Here is a 15,220-nt window from a genome sequence, read left to right as displayed (position 1 = left end):
GGGACAGCCATGACACTCACCTTCGCCACCTACAACATCCAGTTCGGCCTCGGTCAGGACGGGAAGTTCGACACATTGCGCATCGCCGACGCGGTCGCCGAAGCCGATATCATCTGTTTCCAGGAGGTCGTGCAGGGCTGGCCGCGCGACGAATTCGAGGACCAGGCGGCGACCCTCGCCGGACGGCTGAACTATTTTTACGTCTTCGGCTCGACCTTCGATGTCGACGGCAGCACGCGGGACGACAGCGGCAAGGTGGTGAACCGCCGCCGCACCTTCGGCAACATGGTGGCGAGCCGGTGGCCGATCTCCGCTTCCCGCACCCTGCATCTGAGGAAGAAGCCGTCTCCCGGCGTGTTCGACCTGCAGCGCTGCGCGGTAGAGGCCATCGTGGAGCTGCCCGGCGGCCCGATCCGGGTCTACAGCACCCATCTCGGCCATCAGGCGCCGTCCCACCGCATGCCGCAGGTCGAGGCGCTGCGCGAGTACATCTTCCGCGCGCCCTACGAAGGCGCCCCGATCGACGCGCCGCACCCGCTGCCGCCGGAATCCGCCTTCGACTGGACCGAAGGCCTCGCCTTCGCGCCCGCTCCGCGGAGCGCGATCCTCGCCGGCGATTTCAACTGCCGCCCGACCTCGGAGGAATACGCCTATCTCTGCGGCGAACCGCACCACAAGCGCGGCCGGACCCGGCACTACGACCAGCTGGTCGATACATGGGTCGCCTCGGGGCACGAAGAGGAAGGTGTCTCGACGCTCTACAACAGGGACGGCGACTTCAAGATCGACCATGTTCTGGTGACAGACGACCTCGCGCCGAAGGTGAAGGGCAGCCGTGTCGGGACCGACATCGACGTCTCGGACCATTACCCCGTCTTCGTCGAATTCGATCTCTGACCTGCGAGGCGGCCTGCGGCGGGGTCCGCCTGCCTGGCCGCCTCCCATTTCCGGCGGAGCGGCGCCCCCTCGCCCGCAAAGCTTTCGCCGGCAGGACGGCATTCGTGTATCCGGTCGGGCCGGAAGTGCCGGAAGTCTCCGCGCAGCCGGCACCAGGCGGCGAGCACGGTGACCTCCGCGTAGTAGATCAGCGCGATCGGCAGGATCGTGCGGCGTGTGAGGCTGCCGTCCATCCCCTCATAGAGGGTCGCCAGTGCCTGCTCGTCCCGGATCGCAGCGCGGATATCCGAAAGCAACGCCTGGTCCGGAACGCCCCAGCTGGTGGTCATCAGCGCGTCGGTGAGCGGTGTCGCCTCGGAAAGCTTGCGGGCGGCACGCACAGCGGCGCTTTGCAGGCCGGCATCCCCGGTCCGCGCAAGCATCGCGAGCCCGACCGAGATCGCCTCCGCCTCCTCAATATCGAAATTAACCGGCGGCAGGTCATAGCCCCGGCGCAATACGTAGCCGATGCCCGCTTCCCCAAGGATCGGAACCCGCATCGCCTGCAAGGCTGCAATGTCCCGATAGATCGTCCTGACGGAGACCTCGAGCGACTCCGCAAGATCTGCCGCCCGATGCGGGCCCGGCCCGCCGCGGAGGATCTGGATGATTTCGAACAATCTGTCAGTAGGCCGCATTGAGTCTTCTCTTCTTATTGAAAATTAACAGCTCGCTGCTGACAGCACGATGTCAGGAGGGTGGGTGTATCTGCAACCGGACATGTTCCCACAGTACCGGCCGCCGCGATGCAATCCGACGCAATTCCATCAACCCCGCATTTGCGCGGCACGATCCTGGTGATCCTTTCCGCTCTCCTGTTCAGTACCGCCGGTCTGTTCGCGAAAGGCATCGCGGAAGAGGCCTGGACCATCGTCTTCTGGCGCGGTCTGACGGCGGCGGCCTTCATCTTCGGCTTCCTCGTCGCGACCGGACGTATCCGCGCCGAGATCGCCGCTTTCACCCGGCCAGCCCTCGCCGTGACCCTTGTCCGCGTCACCGGCTCGGCCTGCTTCATCGCCTCTTTCAAACTGACGAGCGTCGCCAATGTCGCCCTGATCTACGCTGCCGTGCCGTTTCTCGCGGCGGCGATCGCATGGGCGACATTAAGAGAGCGCCCCAGCGGTGCGACACTTGCGGGAAGCTGCGCCAGCCTTGCCGGCGTCGCTCTGATCGTCGGTGGTTCGGTCGGCGGCGGCACGCTCGGCGGCGACCTCCTCGCTTTGTGGATGACCTTCACGCTCGCCATCGAAATGGTGATCTACAGGCGCTGGCCGGACACCGTCGTCGCGACCCCGACGGCGCTTTCCTCGCTGCTGCTGGTTCCGATCGCCCTCGCCTTCGGTGACCCGCTCTCGGCCGATCCTGGCAATATCCTGGCAATGGCGGCGTTCGGGCTGCTCTTCATCCTGGCGGCGATCGCGCTTTCCGCAGGATCGAGGCTCCTGCCGTCGGCCGAAGCGGGATTGCTCAGCGCTCTGGAAACACCGCTCGGACCGATCTGGGCCTACCTCTTCCTTGCAGAGGTTCCGCCCCGGGAAACGGTGATCGGAGGCGCCATCATTCTGTCGGCCATCGTCCTGGCGCAGCAAAGGAACACGCGGACAAGGCTCCGCCGCACCTAGCCAGACGAAATCTCCTGACGCCGCCGCCTCCTGGCCACGGCTTCGCGGTGCGCGATGTAGGACACGCTACCGACGATGATCGCCGCGCCGATCCAGGTGAAAATCTCCGGAATCTCGCCGAAGATCGCGAAGCCGATGATCGCGGACCAGACCAGTTGGACGAACTTGATCGGCTGGATCGCCGACATCTCCGCGACCTTGAAGCCCTGGGTCATCAGCAGGTGCCCGAGGGTCGCGAGGCCGGCCGTCGCGGCCACCAGCAGCAGTTCCTCGAAGGTCGGCGAACGCCAGACATAGATCGCGGGGACCAGCGTAAACAACGTGACGAAGACCGAGAGATAGGCGACCACCGCCGGCCCGCTTTCGGTCAGGGTCAGTTTCTTCGCGACAATGTCGGCGCAGGCGAAGACTGGTGCCGCGATCAGCATCGCGATCGCCCCCGGATCGACCACGGCGTACCCCGGGCGAATGATGATCAACGCGCCCAGCAGGCCGGTCACGATGGCGATGATGCGGCGGATCCGGATCGCCTCGCCGAGAAAGAGGGCGGCGAGAAGCGTCGTGTAGACCGGCGCCGTAAAGCCCATGGCGGTTACTTCCGCGAGCGGCATGCGCGACATGGCGTAGAACCAGAGCAGGACGCCGCCACCGTGCAGGAACCCGCGCAGGGCATGCAACGGAAGCCTCGCGTTGCGCACGTCCGACGGCCTCAGCTTCAGAAAGAACGGCGCCATGAAGAAAAGCGCGAAGGCGTAACGCAGAAAGCCGGTCTGCACCGGATCGAGCGTCGCGCCGACATAGCGCACGATCGCCATGAAACAGGAAAAGACCAGCCCGGAGAGGGCGATCCAGATCATGCCCTGAACGTTGGGCGATATGGCGAGGAAGCGGGACTGAACTTCTCGGAACAGGGCGCGGATCATCTTTGCCTGTTGGAAAGAATAAGGATTTCTTACCCGCCACTATTTCATAATCGGGAAATAAAAACAGCCTTTCGCGCAACCGGAAGTCACTAATACGACCGGCCGACCGGACGGTTCTAATCCACCTCGCTGCTGGCGAGCAGATGCAGACGCGCTTTCTGGGCGCCACGGATATGCTGCCGCATGAGCCGTTCGGCCAACTCCGCATCCTTGGCCGCGATGGCCTCGACGATGGCAGCGTGCTCCTTCTTGGCCTCCTCCGCCCGGCCTTCGACCTCCATGGTCGTTGGCCCGAGAAGCGCCATCGCGTCCTGCAGCACATTCAGGGTCTTCAGCAGGTACCTGTTATGAGCGGCGTGATAGAGAGCGCTGTGGTAGCGGCGATTGTGTCCGGCCACCGAGGATGGCTTGCCCTTGCTCCCGGGATCGAGCGAGACGAGTTCCTGCAGAATCGCGACTTCCGCCTCCGACGCACGGCGCGCGGCAAGCCCCGCCGCCGTGCCTTCCAGCACCTCACGCATGAAATAGAGTTCCATGATCGCCTGGTGATCGAGCTCCGAGATCACCATGCCCCGGTAAGGCGCAAAGCTGAGCAACCCGTCCGCCTCAAGACGCCGGAACGCCTCGCGCACCGGCGTGCGGCTGACGTCCAGCTTTTCCGCCATCTCATTCTCGCGCACCCGCTGACCGGGCTTCAGTTCGCCGGTGCGAATGGCCTCCTTGAGCTTCAGATACGCCGTTTCGCCACGCGGCTCCCCCGCCGGGGAACTGTGACCGTCCTTCGCTAGACGTTTGCGGGTCATGACCATTCCACTCACTGTCCGGCCGCCATGAGGCGCCGGTTTCAAGAACCGGGAAGTCACCATAATGTAACCGCGAGCCAGCTCCCACCACGAAGTCTCTCGCGAAGCATCCATATGGATCTGGCCCGGTTCCGGACTGTCGGTTAGGGTGGCCTCCGCATTTAATCCGAGAGAGCGATCCTGCGATGCCTTACGTCTATCCGATCCCCCACCTGCTGCCGCCGGAGCTTGTCCGGGAAATCAACAACCGCATTGCGGGCTCCCCCGAAACGTGGGTCGACGGCGGCAAGACCGCAGGCCGTGACAAGAAGAAGAAGCGGAACCTGGAGCTGGAGGGCGATAGCGAGCTGCGGGTGCTTATCTCGGATGCGATCACCACGGTCCTGCGCGACTACCAGCGCCGCGAATCTCTGCTCTTCACCTTTCTCGCGGCACCATCGAAGATCGGCAAGTTCCTGGTCTCGAAGACCGAGAATGGTGGTGGCTACGGCGACCACATGGATAACAACATCATGAGCAAGGGGACGACGGAGGAACTGCGCTCCGACCTCTCCATGACGATCTTCCTGTCCGACCCGGAAAGCTACGAGGGGGGAGAACTGGTGATCGACAGCGACATGACTTTCGCGCCGAGTTTCAAGATGCCGGCGGGCGGCGCGATACTCTACGCCACCAACTCGATCCATCGGGTCAACCCGGTCACTTCAGGCTCCCGTGTCGTGGCACTCACCTGGATCGAGAGCGAGATCTCCGATCCATTCATGCGGCAGATGAATGCCGACCTGCTGCAATGCCTCAACGCGGTCTCGCAGAATGCGGATCAGAACCCGCAGCTCTCGACCTTCCTGACGCTGAAGCTGGAGAAGATCCGGGGCAATCTGCAGAAACGGACGCGCTGAGCGCGGCCCTTCAGGCGTTTCGGTCCTTGTTCTTCTGGCCGTAGGTCCCGTCCGGATTCTGAACCAAGTCGACCACGCCGTCCTCGTTCCGAGCTGTACCGGACGAGCCGCCGTTCCGTGCCGTTTCCTTCAGCTTCTGCTTGCGCGCCTGATCGAGCCGGGTCACCAACTTGAAGCCGTACCAGATGGCCGCGAGAACGGCGAAGAGAACGAGAATTTTCTGCAGACTGAACATTTGACCGTTTTAGCTGATCGCGCCGGGAGTTCAAGAGCCTGAAGAGGGCTTGAGCAGATACCTGACAACACCGTGACCGTGCGCCGGCACCTCGCGGCGCTCGACGAGCACCATGCCGAGCTTCTCCAGCACCTTGTGAGAGACCGTGTTGTCGCCGCGCGAAAAGGCGACGAGGTCGGGAAGGCCGAGCACTTTCATGGCCACATCGCGCGCCGCCGTCGCCGCCTCCGTCGCGTAACCCTTGCCGCGGAAGAGCAGAAACAGCCCGTAGGAGATTTCGATCTCCATGCCGCCGTCCACGTAGCGCAGACCACATTCCCCGCAGAAGGCGCCGCTGCCGCGCTCCAGGACGGCATAGAGCCCGAAACCGTGGGTCTCCCAGTGCCGCATCAGAACATCGAAGGCCGCGCTCGCCGCCTCCGGGTCTCTCACTCCGTATTTCCGGATCGCCATGACCTCGGGATCACCGTAGAAGCGGATCATTTCCGCGCGATCCGCCTCCTCGAAGCGGCGCAGGATGAGACGATCCGTTTCCAGCCGCTCAGGCGCACGCCCGGCCACCGTCTTTTCCGTGAGCTTGTCCATGCGGCGAGATTATCAGCCTCCGCTCGCCGAACACAGCATTGCTGAAAGAAACTGTTGAATTGCCGTTGCGTTGGATCATTTCTGAAAGAGCGCGCCGGGAAACCCGCGACGGTGCGCACGCTTGGAGCGAGGGAGAGCCAGAATGAAAGCCGCTGAACTGACACGTGTCGGACCCGCCGAACAGGTCGTCGTCTGCAAGGACGTTCCGGATGCCCCGGCGCCCGGCAAGGGCGAGGCGACGATCGAACTGATCGCCTGCTCCATCAACCCCGCGGACATTCTCGGCATCGAGGGCAATTACGCCAGCATCCCGGAGACGCCCTCTCCCCTCGGGATCGAAGGCGCCGGACGGGTGACCGCGGTCGGCGACGGCGTGAAGGATCTCGCGCCCGGCGATCTGGTGATGAGCCTCTACCGCGCCAACTGGAGCCAGCAACTGACCCTCCCGACGGCGCAACTGGTCAAGCTGCCGGCGAATATCGACCCCGAACAGGCGGCGATGATGAAGGTCAACGCGGCAACCTCCCTGCTCATGCTGCAGGAATACGTGAAGCTGAAGCCCGGCGACTGGGTGATGCAGAACGCCGCCAATTCCGGCGTCGGCACCGATGTCATCAAGCTCGCCCGCAAGCTCGACCTGCACACCGTCAACGTCGTCCGCCGCAAGGACCTGATCAAGCCGCTGCACGACATGGGCGCCAATGTCGTCGTGCTGGAAGGCCCGGACCTCGCCAGACGCGTCGCCTCCGCCACCAACGGCGCCGAGATCAAGCTCGGGCTCGACGCCATTGCCGGCTCTGCCGTTCAGGACATGGCCGAATGTCTCGCACCCGGCGGAACCATCGTAAATTACGGACTCCTGAGCGGTAAGCCCTGCACGCTCGACCCGCACCAGGTCGTCTTCCGCGACATCACCCTGACCGGCTTCTGGCTGGCGAAATTGATGCGCGGAATGTCGGGGAAAAAGATCCGGGACCTCTACACGGAACTTTCCGGCTATTTCCTCGACGGCACACTCAAGGTCGCGGTCGAGGCGCGCTACGGGCTGGAAGACATCCAGAAGGCGATGGCCCATGCCAAGCGCGAGGGCCGGGGCGGCAAGGTCCTGCTGCGCCCGAACGGCTGAGACTCAAAGCCCGAACCTGTTCCAGAGCAGCCGTTCCTCGATCGCCGCGATCAGACCGTGCGCTAGGGACGGCATCTCGCCAACAGCGCTCGAAGACCGGCTCCCGCGCCGCAGCCGCTGCCAGAAGGACAGGCGCGGACCGTAGGTTCGGAAGCGGACGTCCTCGCCAAAGCGCTCCCGCATGACCGTGCGAAGATCGCCGAGCCTGTCGACGATCCCCAGTTCGAGCGCCTTCTCTCCGGTCCAGACCGCGCCGCTGAAGAGCTCCGCGTCCTCGCCCTTGAGTTTTCCGCCGCGACGGCGGCGCACCACCTTCTTGAAACCCTCGTAGAGATCCCGCTGCAGGGCTTCCAGCCGCTCCACATCCTCCGCCTTCTCCGGCTGGAACGGGTCAAGCATGCCTTTCGCCGTCCCCTTGGTGTGTACCCGGCGCTCGATGCCGAGCTTCGCGATCGCCTCCTGCAGGCCGAACCCGGCCGTGATCACGCCGATGGAGCCGACCACGGAGGACGGATGCGCGACGATCTCCTCCGCCGCCTGGGCGATCCAGTAACCGCCCGAGGCGCAGAGGTCCTCGGTGAAGGCGACGACCGGCTTCTCATATTCGCGGGCCAGCGCCTCGATTCGGCTCTTGATCAGGTCCGACTGCACGGGCGAGCCGCCAGGGGAGTTGATCAGCAGGGCCACCGCGCTCGTGCGGCGGGAGGCGAAGGCGGCCTCGAGAATGCCGTCGAAGCGCTCGATATTGAGCCCCTGACGAAAAGACCCGAGATCGCCGATGGGACCTTTCAGACGGATCACCGCGACCTCGGGGTCGCGTGGATGGAAGGGGTTGAGCCACGACCAGCGGCGACGGGGCATCTGCTGCTCCTCTATTCGGACAGGGCCGGCGCCAGCGCGTACCCGGTGTCCAGGGCGGCGGCGACGGCCGGGGAATAACTCCCATCCATATTGTGCAGGACGATCCCGCTTGAAAGGGCAAGCGGCGTGCGTACGCCCTTGCGGGCGATCAGCACCACCCGTTTCGCCGGTCGCCCCGGCTTCGGATAAAGCGGATGCACCTCGATCCCGCCGAAGCGACGGTCGAGCGGCGCCAGAAGGTCGGCCAGCCGGTCCGCCCGCTGGACCATCGCGAACCGCCCCTTGTGGCGGAGTGCCCGATAGGCGGCCTCGATCCAGTCCGCCGCCACGGTATCCGCCTCGACATGCGCCGCCGCCTTCAGCCGGTTCGCCGACGGGTCGGCGGTCTCCGGCGCCTGGTAGGGCGGGTTGGCGAGCACGAGATCGAACGCGCCTTCCTCGTACAGCGGCGGTCGCGCCTCGATCCGGCCCTGGCGGACCTCGAAACGGTCAGTGACGCCGTTCAGCTCGGCGTTCCGGCGAGCGAGGTCGCACATTTCCGGCTCCGCCTCGATCCCGATGATCGTGAGGTCCGGCACACGCGCCAGCAGGCAGAGCAGAACCGCCCCCGCACCGCAGCCGAGATCAAGGACCTGCATGCCCGCCTCCGCAGGCGCCATGGCCGCCAGCAGGACCGGGTCGACCGCGGCGCGGTACCCGGCAGCCGGCTGCAGGAAACGCACCCTGCCGCCGAGCAGGCTGTCCTCGGTGACCTCCACCGGAGACTCAGTCTTCGTCGAGAGGCTCACCCGCATCCTCCAGAACGCGTTTCGCCAGAACGTAATCCTCGTCGCTGACGGCAAGCCGGCGCGGGATCGCATTGGCGCTGCCCTCGAGCACGCTCATGTGATTGTCGAGCACCAGCGGTTCTATCCCGGCATCCCGCAGCAGCGCGCCGAGGAAGGAAAGCCGGACAAGGTCGGTCGTGCGCAGCAGTTCCTTCATGGCGAGTTCCCGGAAACCTGTATCTCTTGCGGACCGTCACGGCGGCATATTTCGCTGTGCGGCACCGGAGCGCGGGCGCGAGACTTGACCGCCCGATTTGCGGACCTATGCTCGCTGCGCGATTGAAGGGCGTCAAGCGACACGGAGTTTGCCTTGGGCGTGGTTGTGGATTTCGGAGACAGCGGGAAGCGCAAGGCTTCCATCGAGGGCCTCTCGAATTTGGTGAAAGCCGATCTCGACCGGGTCAACAAGACCATCATCGAGAATATGCAGAGCCCGGTGGCGCTGATCCCGCAGCTCGCGGGGCACCTGATCGCCGCCGGCGGCAAGCGCCTCCGCCCGATGCTGACCCTCGGTGCGGCCGCACTTTGCGGCTATCAGGGCGAGCGGCACGTGAAGCTCGCGGCCTGCGTCGAGTTCATCCATACCGCCACCCTTCTGCATGACGACGTGGTCGACGAGAGCGAGCTCCGCCGCGGCCGGGAAAGCGCCAACGCGGTCTGGGGCAACCAGGCGAGCGTGCTGGTCGGCGACTTCCTCTTCAGCCGCTCCTTCCAGCTGATGACGTCCGACGGCTCCATCGAGGTGATGCGCATCCTCTCCGAGGCCAGCGCCGTGATCGCCGAGGGCGAGGTGCAGCAGCTCATCACCACGAACGACACCGAGACCGACGAGAGCGCCTATCTCGAGGTGATCCGCGGCAAGACTGCGAAGCTCTTCGCCGCCGCCGCCGAAGTCGGCGCGGTCGTCGCCGAACGCCCGAAGGCGGAACAGCAGGCGCTCGAGAGCTACGGCATGAATCTCGGCATCGCCTTCCAGCTCGTCGACGACGTGCTGGACTACTCGGCGCAGCAGGAAAAGCTCGGCAAGACCGTCGGCGACGATTTCCAGGAGGGCAAGATCACCCTGCCGGTGATCCTCGCCTTCCGCCGCGGCGACGACGAGGAGCGCGCCTTCTGGCGCCGCACGCTGCAGGATCTCGACCAGCAGGAGGGCGATCTCGCCCATGCGCAGGCGCTGATGGCGAAGCACAACACGCTCGCCGACAGTCTCGACCGCGCCCGCCACTACGCCGCCATCGCCCGCGACGCGCTCGGCCTGTTCGAGGACGGAGACGCCAAGCAGGCGCTGATCGACGTGGTCGATTTCTGCGTCGAACGGGCCTATTGAGCCGCGATCCGCAAAAACTTGTAACGGAATGAAAATCACCGCTTGATGCGGTCGGGAGGCCACGCTATATAGCGCCCTCTCGTCGGTCGGGGAGTAGCTCAGCCTGGTAGAGCACTGTCTTCGGGAGGCAGGGGCCGGAGGTTCGAATCCTCTCTCCCCGACCATTTAATCTTTCTGCCTCTTTCCATGAAATACGTATCGGATGCCCGTTTTTATTCGCGGCAAATCCGGTTCCGCGAGGAGTCCGGCCTCCTCCGAGAGGGTCGGGGCTAGATTGTAGCTGAGGCCGCCATCGGCTTTTCCCCTTCGCGCAGAAATCCAGTTCTCGCCCCTGCCGAAAACCGGCATGCTCACGTCCGGACGGCTTTGGGGGAACGGGGCTCACGCAAGAATGAAAAGCAATAAAACCGGTATCCTGGCGGCTCTCGTGGTCGCCTTTCTTGTCGCCTTCTCCGCGGGCCCGGCGAGCGCCGCCATGCCGAGCGAGGAAGAACGCGACATCCTGATCGTCAGCACGCTGCTGCGCTTCAACGACGCCAATCTGAGCGGCAATTACTCGCTGTTCCGCGAGATGGCATCCCTCGACTTCCAGAATAAGAACAGTGAGCAGGACATTGCCCGTGCCTTTGCCTCCTTCCGGCAAGAGGGCGTCAATATCGAGGAAGTCGCCGTTCGGGAAATCCTCCCCGACGAGGACGGCGAGACCGTGCATGACGGCGTTCTCCGGCTCTCCGGCGAGATCGAACTCAGCCGCTTCCGGATGACCTACCTGCTGCGCTTTCAGGCGGAACGCGGGGTGTGGCGGCTTTACTCGATCGATGTCGACTTGCGGCAGTAGATGCAGACAGGCTGGTCGCTGGATCGGACCGCCTCGCCCGTGGCAGAGAAAAGCCCCCTGGAACCGTTAGTTCCCCAGGACCTTGGCGATCATCGCATTGATCATGGAAGCCGGAGCCTCGATCACGCCGCGATCGCCGGGATCGACCAGAAAATTCAGGATATCCGGGGCAAGTTCGGAGACCTGCGCGTCGCTCAGGCCGCAGAAGCGCAGTTTTTCCGCGAGTTCGTCTTCATTCAGCCCCAGATATCCACTGACCCGCGCAGGATCGATCTCTCCGTCAAGAAGACGCAGGCTGAGGACCCGGCCCGCGATCGGGCGCATCTCCGCGTCGCTCAGGGTCACGCCGCTCATCACGCCGGCCAGAATTGCGGCGGGCGCCGGCGGGATCGAATAGGTGAAATTGATCGCCATCTCCGCATCGCTGTCAGCGATCGAAGCGGCCATGTTGCGCCCGACGCGTTGGACCGCGCCCGTCATCCGGAGATCTCCCCAGGGCAGACATTCGAGATAGTCGCATTGGAACCTGCCGTCGGAATCCCGCGAGAGGGTTGTCACTCCGGCGATCAGCGTTCCGGGACGGTGCGGTGACCAGGCGCGGGAAACCGAGAAATAGCTCCCGACGAGATAGGCCGGAAGCGAGCCGCCCGGATCCATTGTCTCCGCGGACGGAGTCTCCGTTTCTCCCGGGCCGATTTCCTCGGAGGGGGACGGCAGAATATCGCCGTAACGCGCGCATACGCGGCTGTAGAATTCCTCGTAACTGCTGTTCCGCAGCCAGTCCCCCGTCGCCTCCATTTCAAGCAGGCGCGCGAGATCATCGTAGACAGCCCGGTTGCGAGGGCTCGACCGGCCCTGAATCCACTTGTAAGCCCGGATCGGATCGTAGGCAGTCTCCGGATTGACCGCTTTGAGACGCGCATAAAGCGCCTTCTGGGTCTCGCATCCGGCAATGCGCATGACCACGCGAAGCTTGTCGGAGAACGGCCGAATCATCAAATTCGCCGGGGCCTTTCCATCAGGACCGAAAGGTTTTTGGAAAAATTGGAAATTCCAAACACACGCCTCTCGCGGAGCTTATGAAACTGCATTTCCACCGCAACGGGAGGAACAACGGAATTTCTACCTCGCTTTGCCACAAAACCATTGAAATACCAAGGAAACATTTCTTTTCAGCAGAAGATAAAATCGAAGTGTATTTCAATTAATTTCGCCGCTTTTCTTAGTTCCCAGCCAGCTTCCGGTTATTGTGGGAAATTCCAATCTTTCCAATCCAACTCCATGTCTTTTCATCCTAACGTATTCTCGGCGCCGTCTTCCGCGGCAGCTTTGGGGCTGCGGACGGGTGCGTTACTGGACCGGCTCTCCATGGCACCATGATGAAATGCAGCGGCGACGGCGTCCAACTCCTACCCCACGATATCGCAGTAGAATTTTGGGACCAGCGATGACATCCGACTTCACCGGCTCTTGCGGACGCATGATCCCTGCGGCCCTCTCCAGGCACGGACACGCAACCCTGGCGGTGATCGATGCTGCGACCCCGTATCGCGGCCTTCTGGTCAGCGGCGCGGATCCGGACATGGCCATTGCCCTGCCGCCGGCGGGGGAGCGGAACCCGGTCGCAGCCGCCCTCGCCTGCATGGACAGCCCGGTCGAGACGCTGCACATCGTCAGCCACGGCGAGGCGGGACACCTGACCCTCGGCGGGAAGTCGCTCGACGGGCCCGAGCTCGCTCGCCAGGGGCTGCTCTGGCGCCGCCATCTGGCGCCGGATGCGACGATCGTGCTCTACGGATGCTCCGCGGGAGACGGTCCGGACGGCAAGGCGCTGGTCCGGGATCTCGCGCGGGCCACCGGCGCCCGCGTCGTCGCCTCCTCCACACCGACCGGCGCCGCCGCGCTCGGCGGCGACTGGCGCTTCGATGTCTCCTCCGCGGGAACGGGCGCTTCAGCGGCCAGCGCCTTTGCCAGCGCGCATCCCCCCTGGCCAGGCCCCCTGGCCGGCCCGGACAGCGCCCCCTCTAATGCCGGCGCAGCCTCCTTCCGCGCCCCCGCCTCCGGCGGCGGCGACATCTCTTTCACCCTGACCGGCACGCAGACCATCAGCCTGTCCACCGGCGCGGTCACCCTCTCCGGCGCCGGCCCAAGCCTTGATTTCGGCAACGCCACCAGCATCACGATCGCCGGCAACGACATCGACTTCGGCCACAGCGGCACCCTTTCGATCTATGGCAGCTCCGGCACGCACACCGTCACCCTCGCCTCCAACCTGACGGGCAGCGGCGCCGTTTTCCTCGGTTCCGCGATCGGCGATCAGACCGTGGTTCTCAGCGGCACCAACACTTTCAACTCGAACTTGACGGTCAGCCATTCCGATACGCTGTCGATCTCGTCCGACTCCAATCTCGGCAGCGGCATCCTCGCCATCAGCCAGGGAACCCTCACCGTCACGGGTGCGACGACGATCGACAATGCGGTCCAGCTGACGAACAGCGCCGCCGCCATAAGCAACACTCCGAACGTGACGATCTCCGGGGTCGTCTCGGGCAGCGGCAGCCTGACCAAGACCGGCGCCGGCACGCTCACCCTGTCCGGCACGAACACCTATACCGGCACGACGACCGTCTCGAACGGTACGCTCTCAGTTGCCGGGGATGGAAATCTCGGCAGCGGCAACGTCGTCCTCAATGGCGGCAACCTGACCGTCACCGGCGCCACGACCATCAACAACGGCGTCACACTCTCGTCGGCCGCGAGCGTCACGAACAGCGCGGACGTCACGCTCTCGGGCGTGATCTCGGGCTCCAACAACCTGACCAAGGCCGGAACCAGCACGCTCACGCTTTCCGGCACGAACACCTATAGCGGCACCACCACCGTCACCGGCGGCACACTCTCCGTCAGCTCCGACGGCAATCTCGGCACCGGCGCGCTGACGCTCAATGGAGGCAATCTCACCGTCACCGGCGCCACGACGATCGACAACGCGATCGCGCTCGGCTCGAACGCCACCGTCACCAACAACGCCGCCGTTACCCTCTCGGGCGTGATCTCCGGCGCCAACAACCTGACCAAGGCCGGGACGAGCACGCTCACGCTTGCCGGCACGAACACCTACAGCGGCACCACCACCGTCTCGGCCGGAACGCTCTCGGTAAACGGATCGCTGACCGGTACCGGCGCCGTCTCCGTCTCATCGGGCGCCACCCTCGCGGGGTCGGGCTCGCTCAACGGCGCCATTACCGTGTCCTCCGGCGCCACCCTCACCCCCGGCAACAGCGCAGGGAAGCTCACCACCAAGGATCTTACCCTTGCCTCGGGCTCTTCCGTCACCTTCGAGGTTGGCGGCAGCACGGCCGGGACCGATTACGACCAGATCGACGTCACCGGGGCTGTCAACGTCTCCGGCTCCACACTCGCGATCTCCGTCATCGGCAGCTCGGCGACGGGCAGCACCTACACGCTCATCGCCAACGATGGCGCGGACGGCGTCACCGGCACCTTCTCAGGCCTCGCCGAGGGCGCCAGCATCAGCGCGAGCGGCCGAACCTTCACGATCAGCTATGCCGGCGGAACGGGCAACGACGTCGTCCTCACCGATACCACTCCCACCGCCTCGTCGGACGCCGACGACGGCATCACGCGCGGCTCTTCCGGCAACGACACGCTCATCGGAGGCAGCTTTGCCGACACCATTTCCGCCGCCGCAGGCGACGATCTGCTGACCGGTGCCGGCGGCAACGACCTGATCCTGAGCGGAGAGGGCGCGGACCGGGTCTATGGCAATCAGGGCAACGATCTGATCTATGGCAATCAGGGCGCCGACACGGTCTACGGCGGGCAGAATTCCGACACAATCTACGGCGGTCAGGACAATGACCTGATCTACGGCAACGCGTCGGCCGACCTGCTCTGCGGCAATATCGGCAACGACACGATCTATGGCGGACAGGACAACGACACGCTTTCCGGCGGCGCGGGCGACGACCTGCTGTTCGGCAATCGCGGCGCCGATCTATTCGTGTTCGCGAACGGAGAGGGTAGCGACACCGTTTCCGGCTACGACAAGGCCGAAGGCGACATCATCCAGTTCGCTGCAGGCGCGACGGTCACCTCCAGCGCGACGGCGAGCGGCCTCACCCTCACGACCGGGGACACCACCGTCACCCTCATCGGCGTCTCCCGGATCGAGGACGTCACCGTCCTGTTCCAGTGACAGCAGTGGCTGGACGGGA

16 protein-coding genes and 1 tRNA gene are annotated in these 15,220 nt (G+C 64.6%); 8 read left to right on the top strand and 9 right to left on the bottom strand.

The window, feature by feature from the left end; all coding sequences use genetic code 11:
* Positions 1 to 9 precede the first annotated feature (9 nt).
* Entirely contained in the window at positions 10 to 897 is an 888-nt protein-coding gene (locus tag IG122_RS18470) for an endonuclease/exonuclease/phosphatase family protein (RefSeq protein ID WP_193187194.1), read from the top strand.
* On the opposite strand, the gene IG122_RS18465 is transcribed toward IG122_RS18470, so the two are convergent.
* Positions 867 to 1,574, bottom strand: coding sequence for a helix-turn-helix transcriptional regulator (locus IG122_RS18465; protein ID WP_193187191.1), 708 nt, complete (start codon positions 1,572 to 1,574; stop codon positions 867 to 869). The genes IG122_RS18470 and IG122_RS18465 overlap by 31 nt on opposite strands.
* A 108-nt stretch (positions 1,575 to 1,682) precedes the next feature.
* On the opposite strand from IG122_RS18465, the gene IG122_RS18460 reads away from it, so the two are divergent.
* Positions 1,683 to 2,558, top strand: a complete 876-nt coding sequence (locus tag IG122_RS18460; RefSeq protein WP_193187188.1) for a DMT family transporter — start codon at positions 1,683 to 1,685, stop codon at positions 2,556 to 2,558.
* On the opposite strand, the gene IG122_RS18455 is transcribed toward IG122_RS18460, so the two are convergent.
* On the bottom strand, positions 2,555 to 3,481 hold the full coding sequence (locus IG122_RS18455; RefSeq protein WP_226893734.1) for a DMT family transporter: 927 nt from the start codon (positions 3,479 to 3,481) through the stop codon (positions 2,555 to 2,557). The genes IG122_RS18460 and IG122_RS18455 overlap by 4 nt on opposite strands.
* 116 nt (positions 3,482 to 3,597) lie before the next feature.
* A complete protein-coding gene (locus IG122_RS18450) occupies positions 3,598 to 4,284 on the bottom strand; it encodes a GntR family transcriptional regulator (RefSeq protein ID WP_193187185.1) in 687 nt (228 codons plus the stop codon).
* A 185-nt stretch (positions 4,285 to 4,469) separates the two neighbouring features.
* On the opposite strand from IG122_RS18450, the gene IG122_RS18445 reads away from it, so the two are divergent.
* The gene (locus IG122_RS18445; RefSeq protein WP_193187182.1) at positions 4,470 to 5,183 is read left to right on the top strand and encodes a Fe2+-dependent dioxygenase; all 714 of its coding nucleotides are present in this window, start codon (positions 4,470 to 4,472) and stop codon (positions 5,181 to 5,183) included.
* A gap of 10 nt (positions 5,184 to 5,193) precedes the next feature.
* On the opposite strand, the gene IG122_RS18440 is transcribed toward IG122_RS18445, so the two are convergent.
* Both IG122_RS18440 and IG122_RS18435 read right to left on the bottom strand, forming a co-directional pair.
* Positions 5,194 to 5,418, bottom strand: a complete 225-nt coding sequence (locus IG122_RS18440) for a hypothetical protein (RefSeq protein WP_193187179.1) — start codon at positions 5,416 to 5,418, stop codon at positions 5,194 to 5,196.
* A 30-nt stretch (positions 5,419 to 5,448) separates the two neighbouring features.
* Positions 5,449 to 6,003, bottom strand: a complete 555-nt coding sequence (locus tag IG122_RS18435; protein WP_193187176.1) for a GNAT family N-acetyltransferase — start codon at positions 6,001 to 6,003, stop codon at positions 5,449 to 5,451.
* 142 nt (positions 6,004 to 6,145) lie between these two features.
* Here IG122_RS18435 and IG122_RS18430 point away from each other — a divergent pair, with 142 nt between their 5' ends.
* On the top strand, positions 6,146 to 7,129 hold the full coding sequence (locus IG122_RS18430; protein WP_193187173.1) for a zinc-dependent alcohol dehydrogenase family protein: 984 nt from the start codon (positions 6,146 to 6,148) through the stop codon (positions 7,127 to 7,129).
* Positions 7,130 to 7,132: 3 nt separating this feature from the next.
* Here the strand turns inward: IG122_RS18430 and IG122_RS18425 are convergent, their stop codons facing one another.
* Genes IG122_RS18425 through IG122_RS18415 form a run of 3 tightly spaced genes read right to left on the bottom strand, consistent with a single transcriptional unit; the run spans position 7,133 to position 8,974 of the window.
* Positions 7,133 to 7,990 (bottom strand): S49 family peptidase, encoded by an 858-nt coding sequence (locus tag IG122_RS18425; protein WP_193187170.1) that lies wholly within the window; start codon positions 7,988 to 7,990, stop codon positions 7,133 to 7,135.
* A gap of 11 nt (positions 7,991 to 8,001) precedes the next feature.
* Positions 8,002 to 8,778: a tRNA1(Val) (adenine(37)-N6)-methyltransferase gene (locus tag IG122_RS18420; RefSeq protein ID WP_319024928.1), complete on the bottom strand. Its 777-nt coding sequence runs from the start codon at positions 8,776 to 8,778 to the stop codon at positions 8,002 to 8,004.
* On the bottom strand, positions 8,756 to 8,974 hold the full coding sequence (locus IG122_RS18415) for a putative signal transducing protein (protein ID WP_193187163.1): 219 nt from the start codon (positions 8,972 to 8,974) through the stop codon (positions 8,756 to 8,758). Before IG122_RS18415 ends, IG122_RS18420 begins: the two co-directional genes overlap by 23 nt.
* Positions 8,975 to 9,127: 153 nt before the next feature.
* On the opposite strand from IG122_RS18415, the gene IG122_RS18410 reads away from it, so the two are divergent.
* The 3 genes from IG122_RS18410 (at position 9,128) to IG122_RS18400 (ending at position 10,982) form a co-directional block, all read left to right on the top strand.
* Positions 9,128 to 10,144: a polyprenyl synthetase family protein gene (locus IG122_RS18410; RefSeq protein WP_226893733.1), complete on the top strand. Its 1,017-nt coding sequence runs from the start codon at positions 9,128 to 9,130 to the stop codon at positions 10,142 to 10,144.
* 87 nt (positions 10,145 to 10,231) lie between these two features.
* Positions 10,232 to 10,308 (top strand) — tRNA-Pro (locus tag IG122_RS18405).
* 227 nt (positions 10,309 to 10,535) lie between these two features.
* Positions 10,536 to 10,982, top strand: a complete 447-nt coding sequence (locus IG122_RS18400) for a hypothetical protein (RefSeq protein ID WP_193187160.1) — start codon at positions 10,536 to 10,538, stop codon at positions 10,980 to 10,982.
* A 66-nt stretch (positions 10,983 to 11,048) separates the two neighbouring features.
* Here IG122_RS18400 and IG122_RS18395 read toward each other — a convergent pair whose 3' ends face one another.
* Entirely contained in the window at positions 11,049 to 11,978 is a 930-nt protein-coding gene (locus IG122_RS18395) for a hypothetical protein (protein ID WP_193187157.1), read from the bottom strand.
* Between the two features lie 451 nt (positions 11,979 to 12,429).
* On the opposite strand from IG122_RS18395, the gene IG122_RS18390 reads away from it, so the two are divergent.
* Positions 12,430 to 15,201 carry a DUF4347 domain-containing protein gene (locus IG122_RS18390; RefSeq protein ID WP_193187154.1) on the top strand — a complete coding sequence of 924 codons (2,772 nt, stop codon included), beginning with the start codon at positions 12,430 to 12,432 and terminating at the stop codon, positions 15,199 to 15,201.
* Positions 15,202 to 15,220 lie beyond the last annotated feature (19 nt).

Origin of the sequence: Nisaea sediminum, from assembly GCF_014904705.1 — a bacterium.
Lineage (GTDB): Bacteria > Pseudomonadota > Alphaproteobacteria > Thalassobaculales > Thalassobaculaceae > Nisaea > Nisaea sediminum.
Note: the sequence above shows the minus strand (reverse complement) of the source record. Positions and strands in the feature narration are given on the sequence as shown.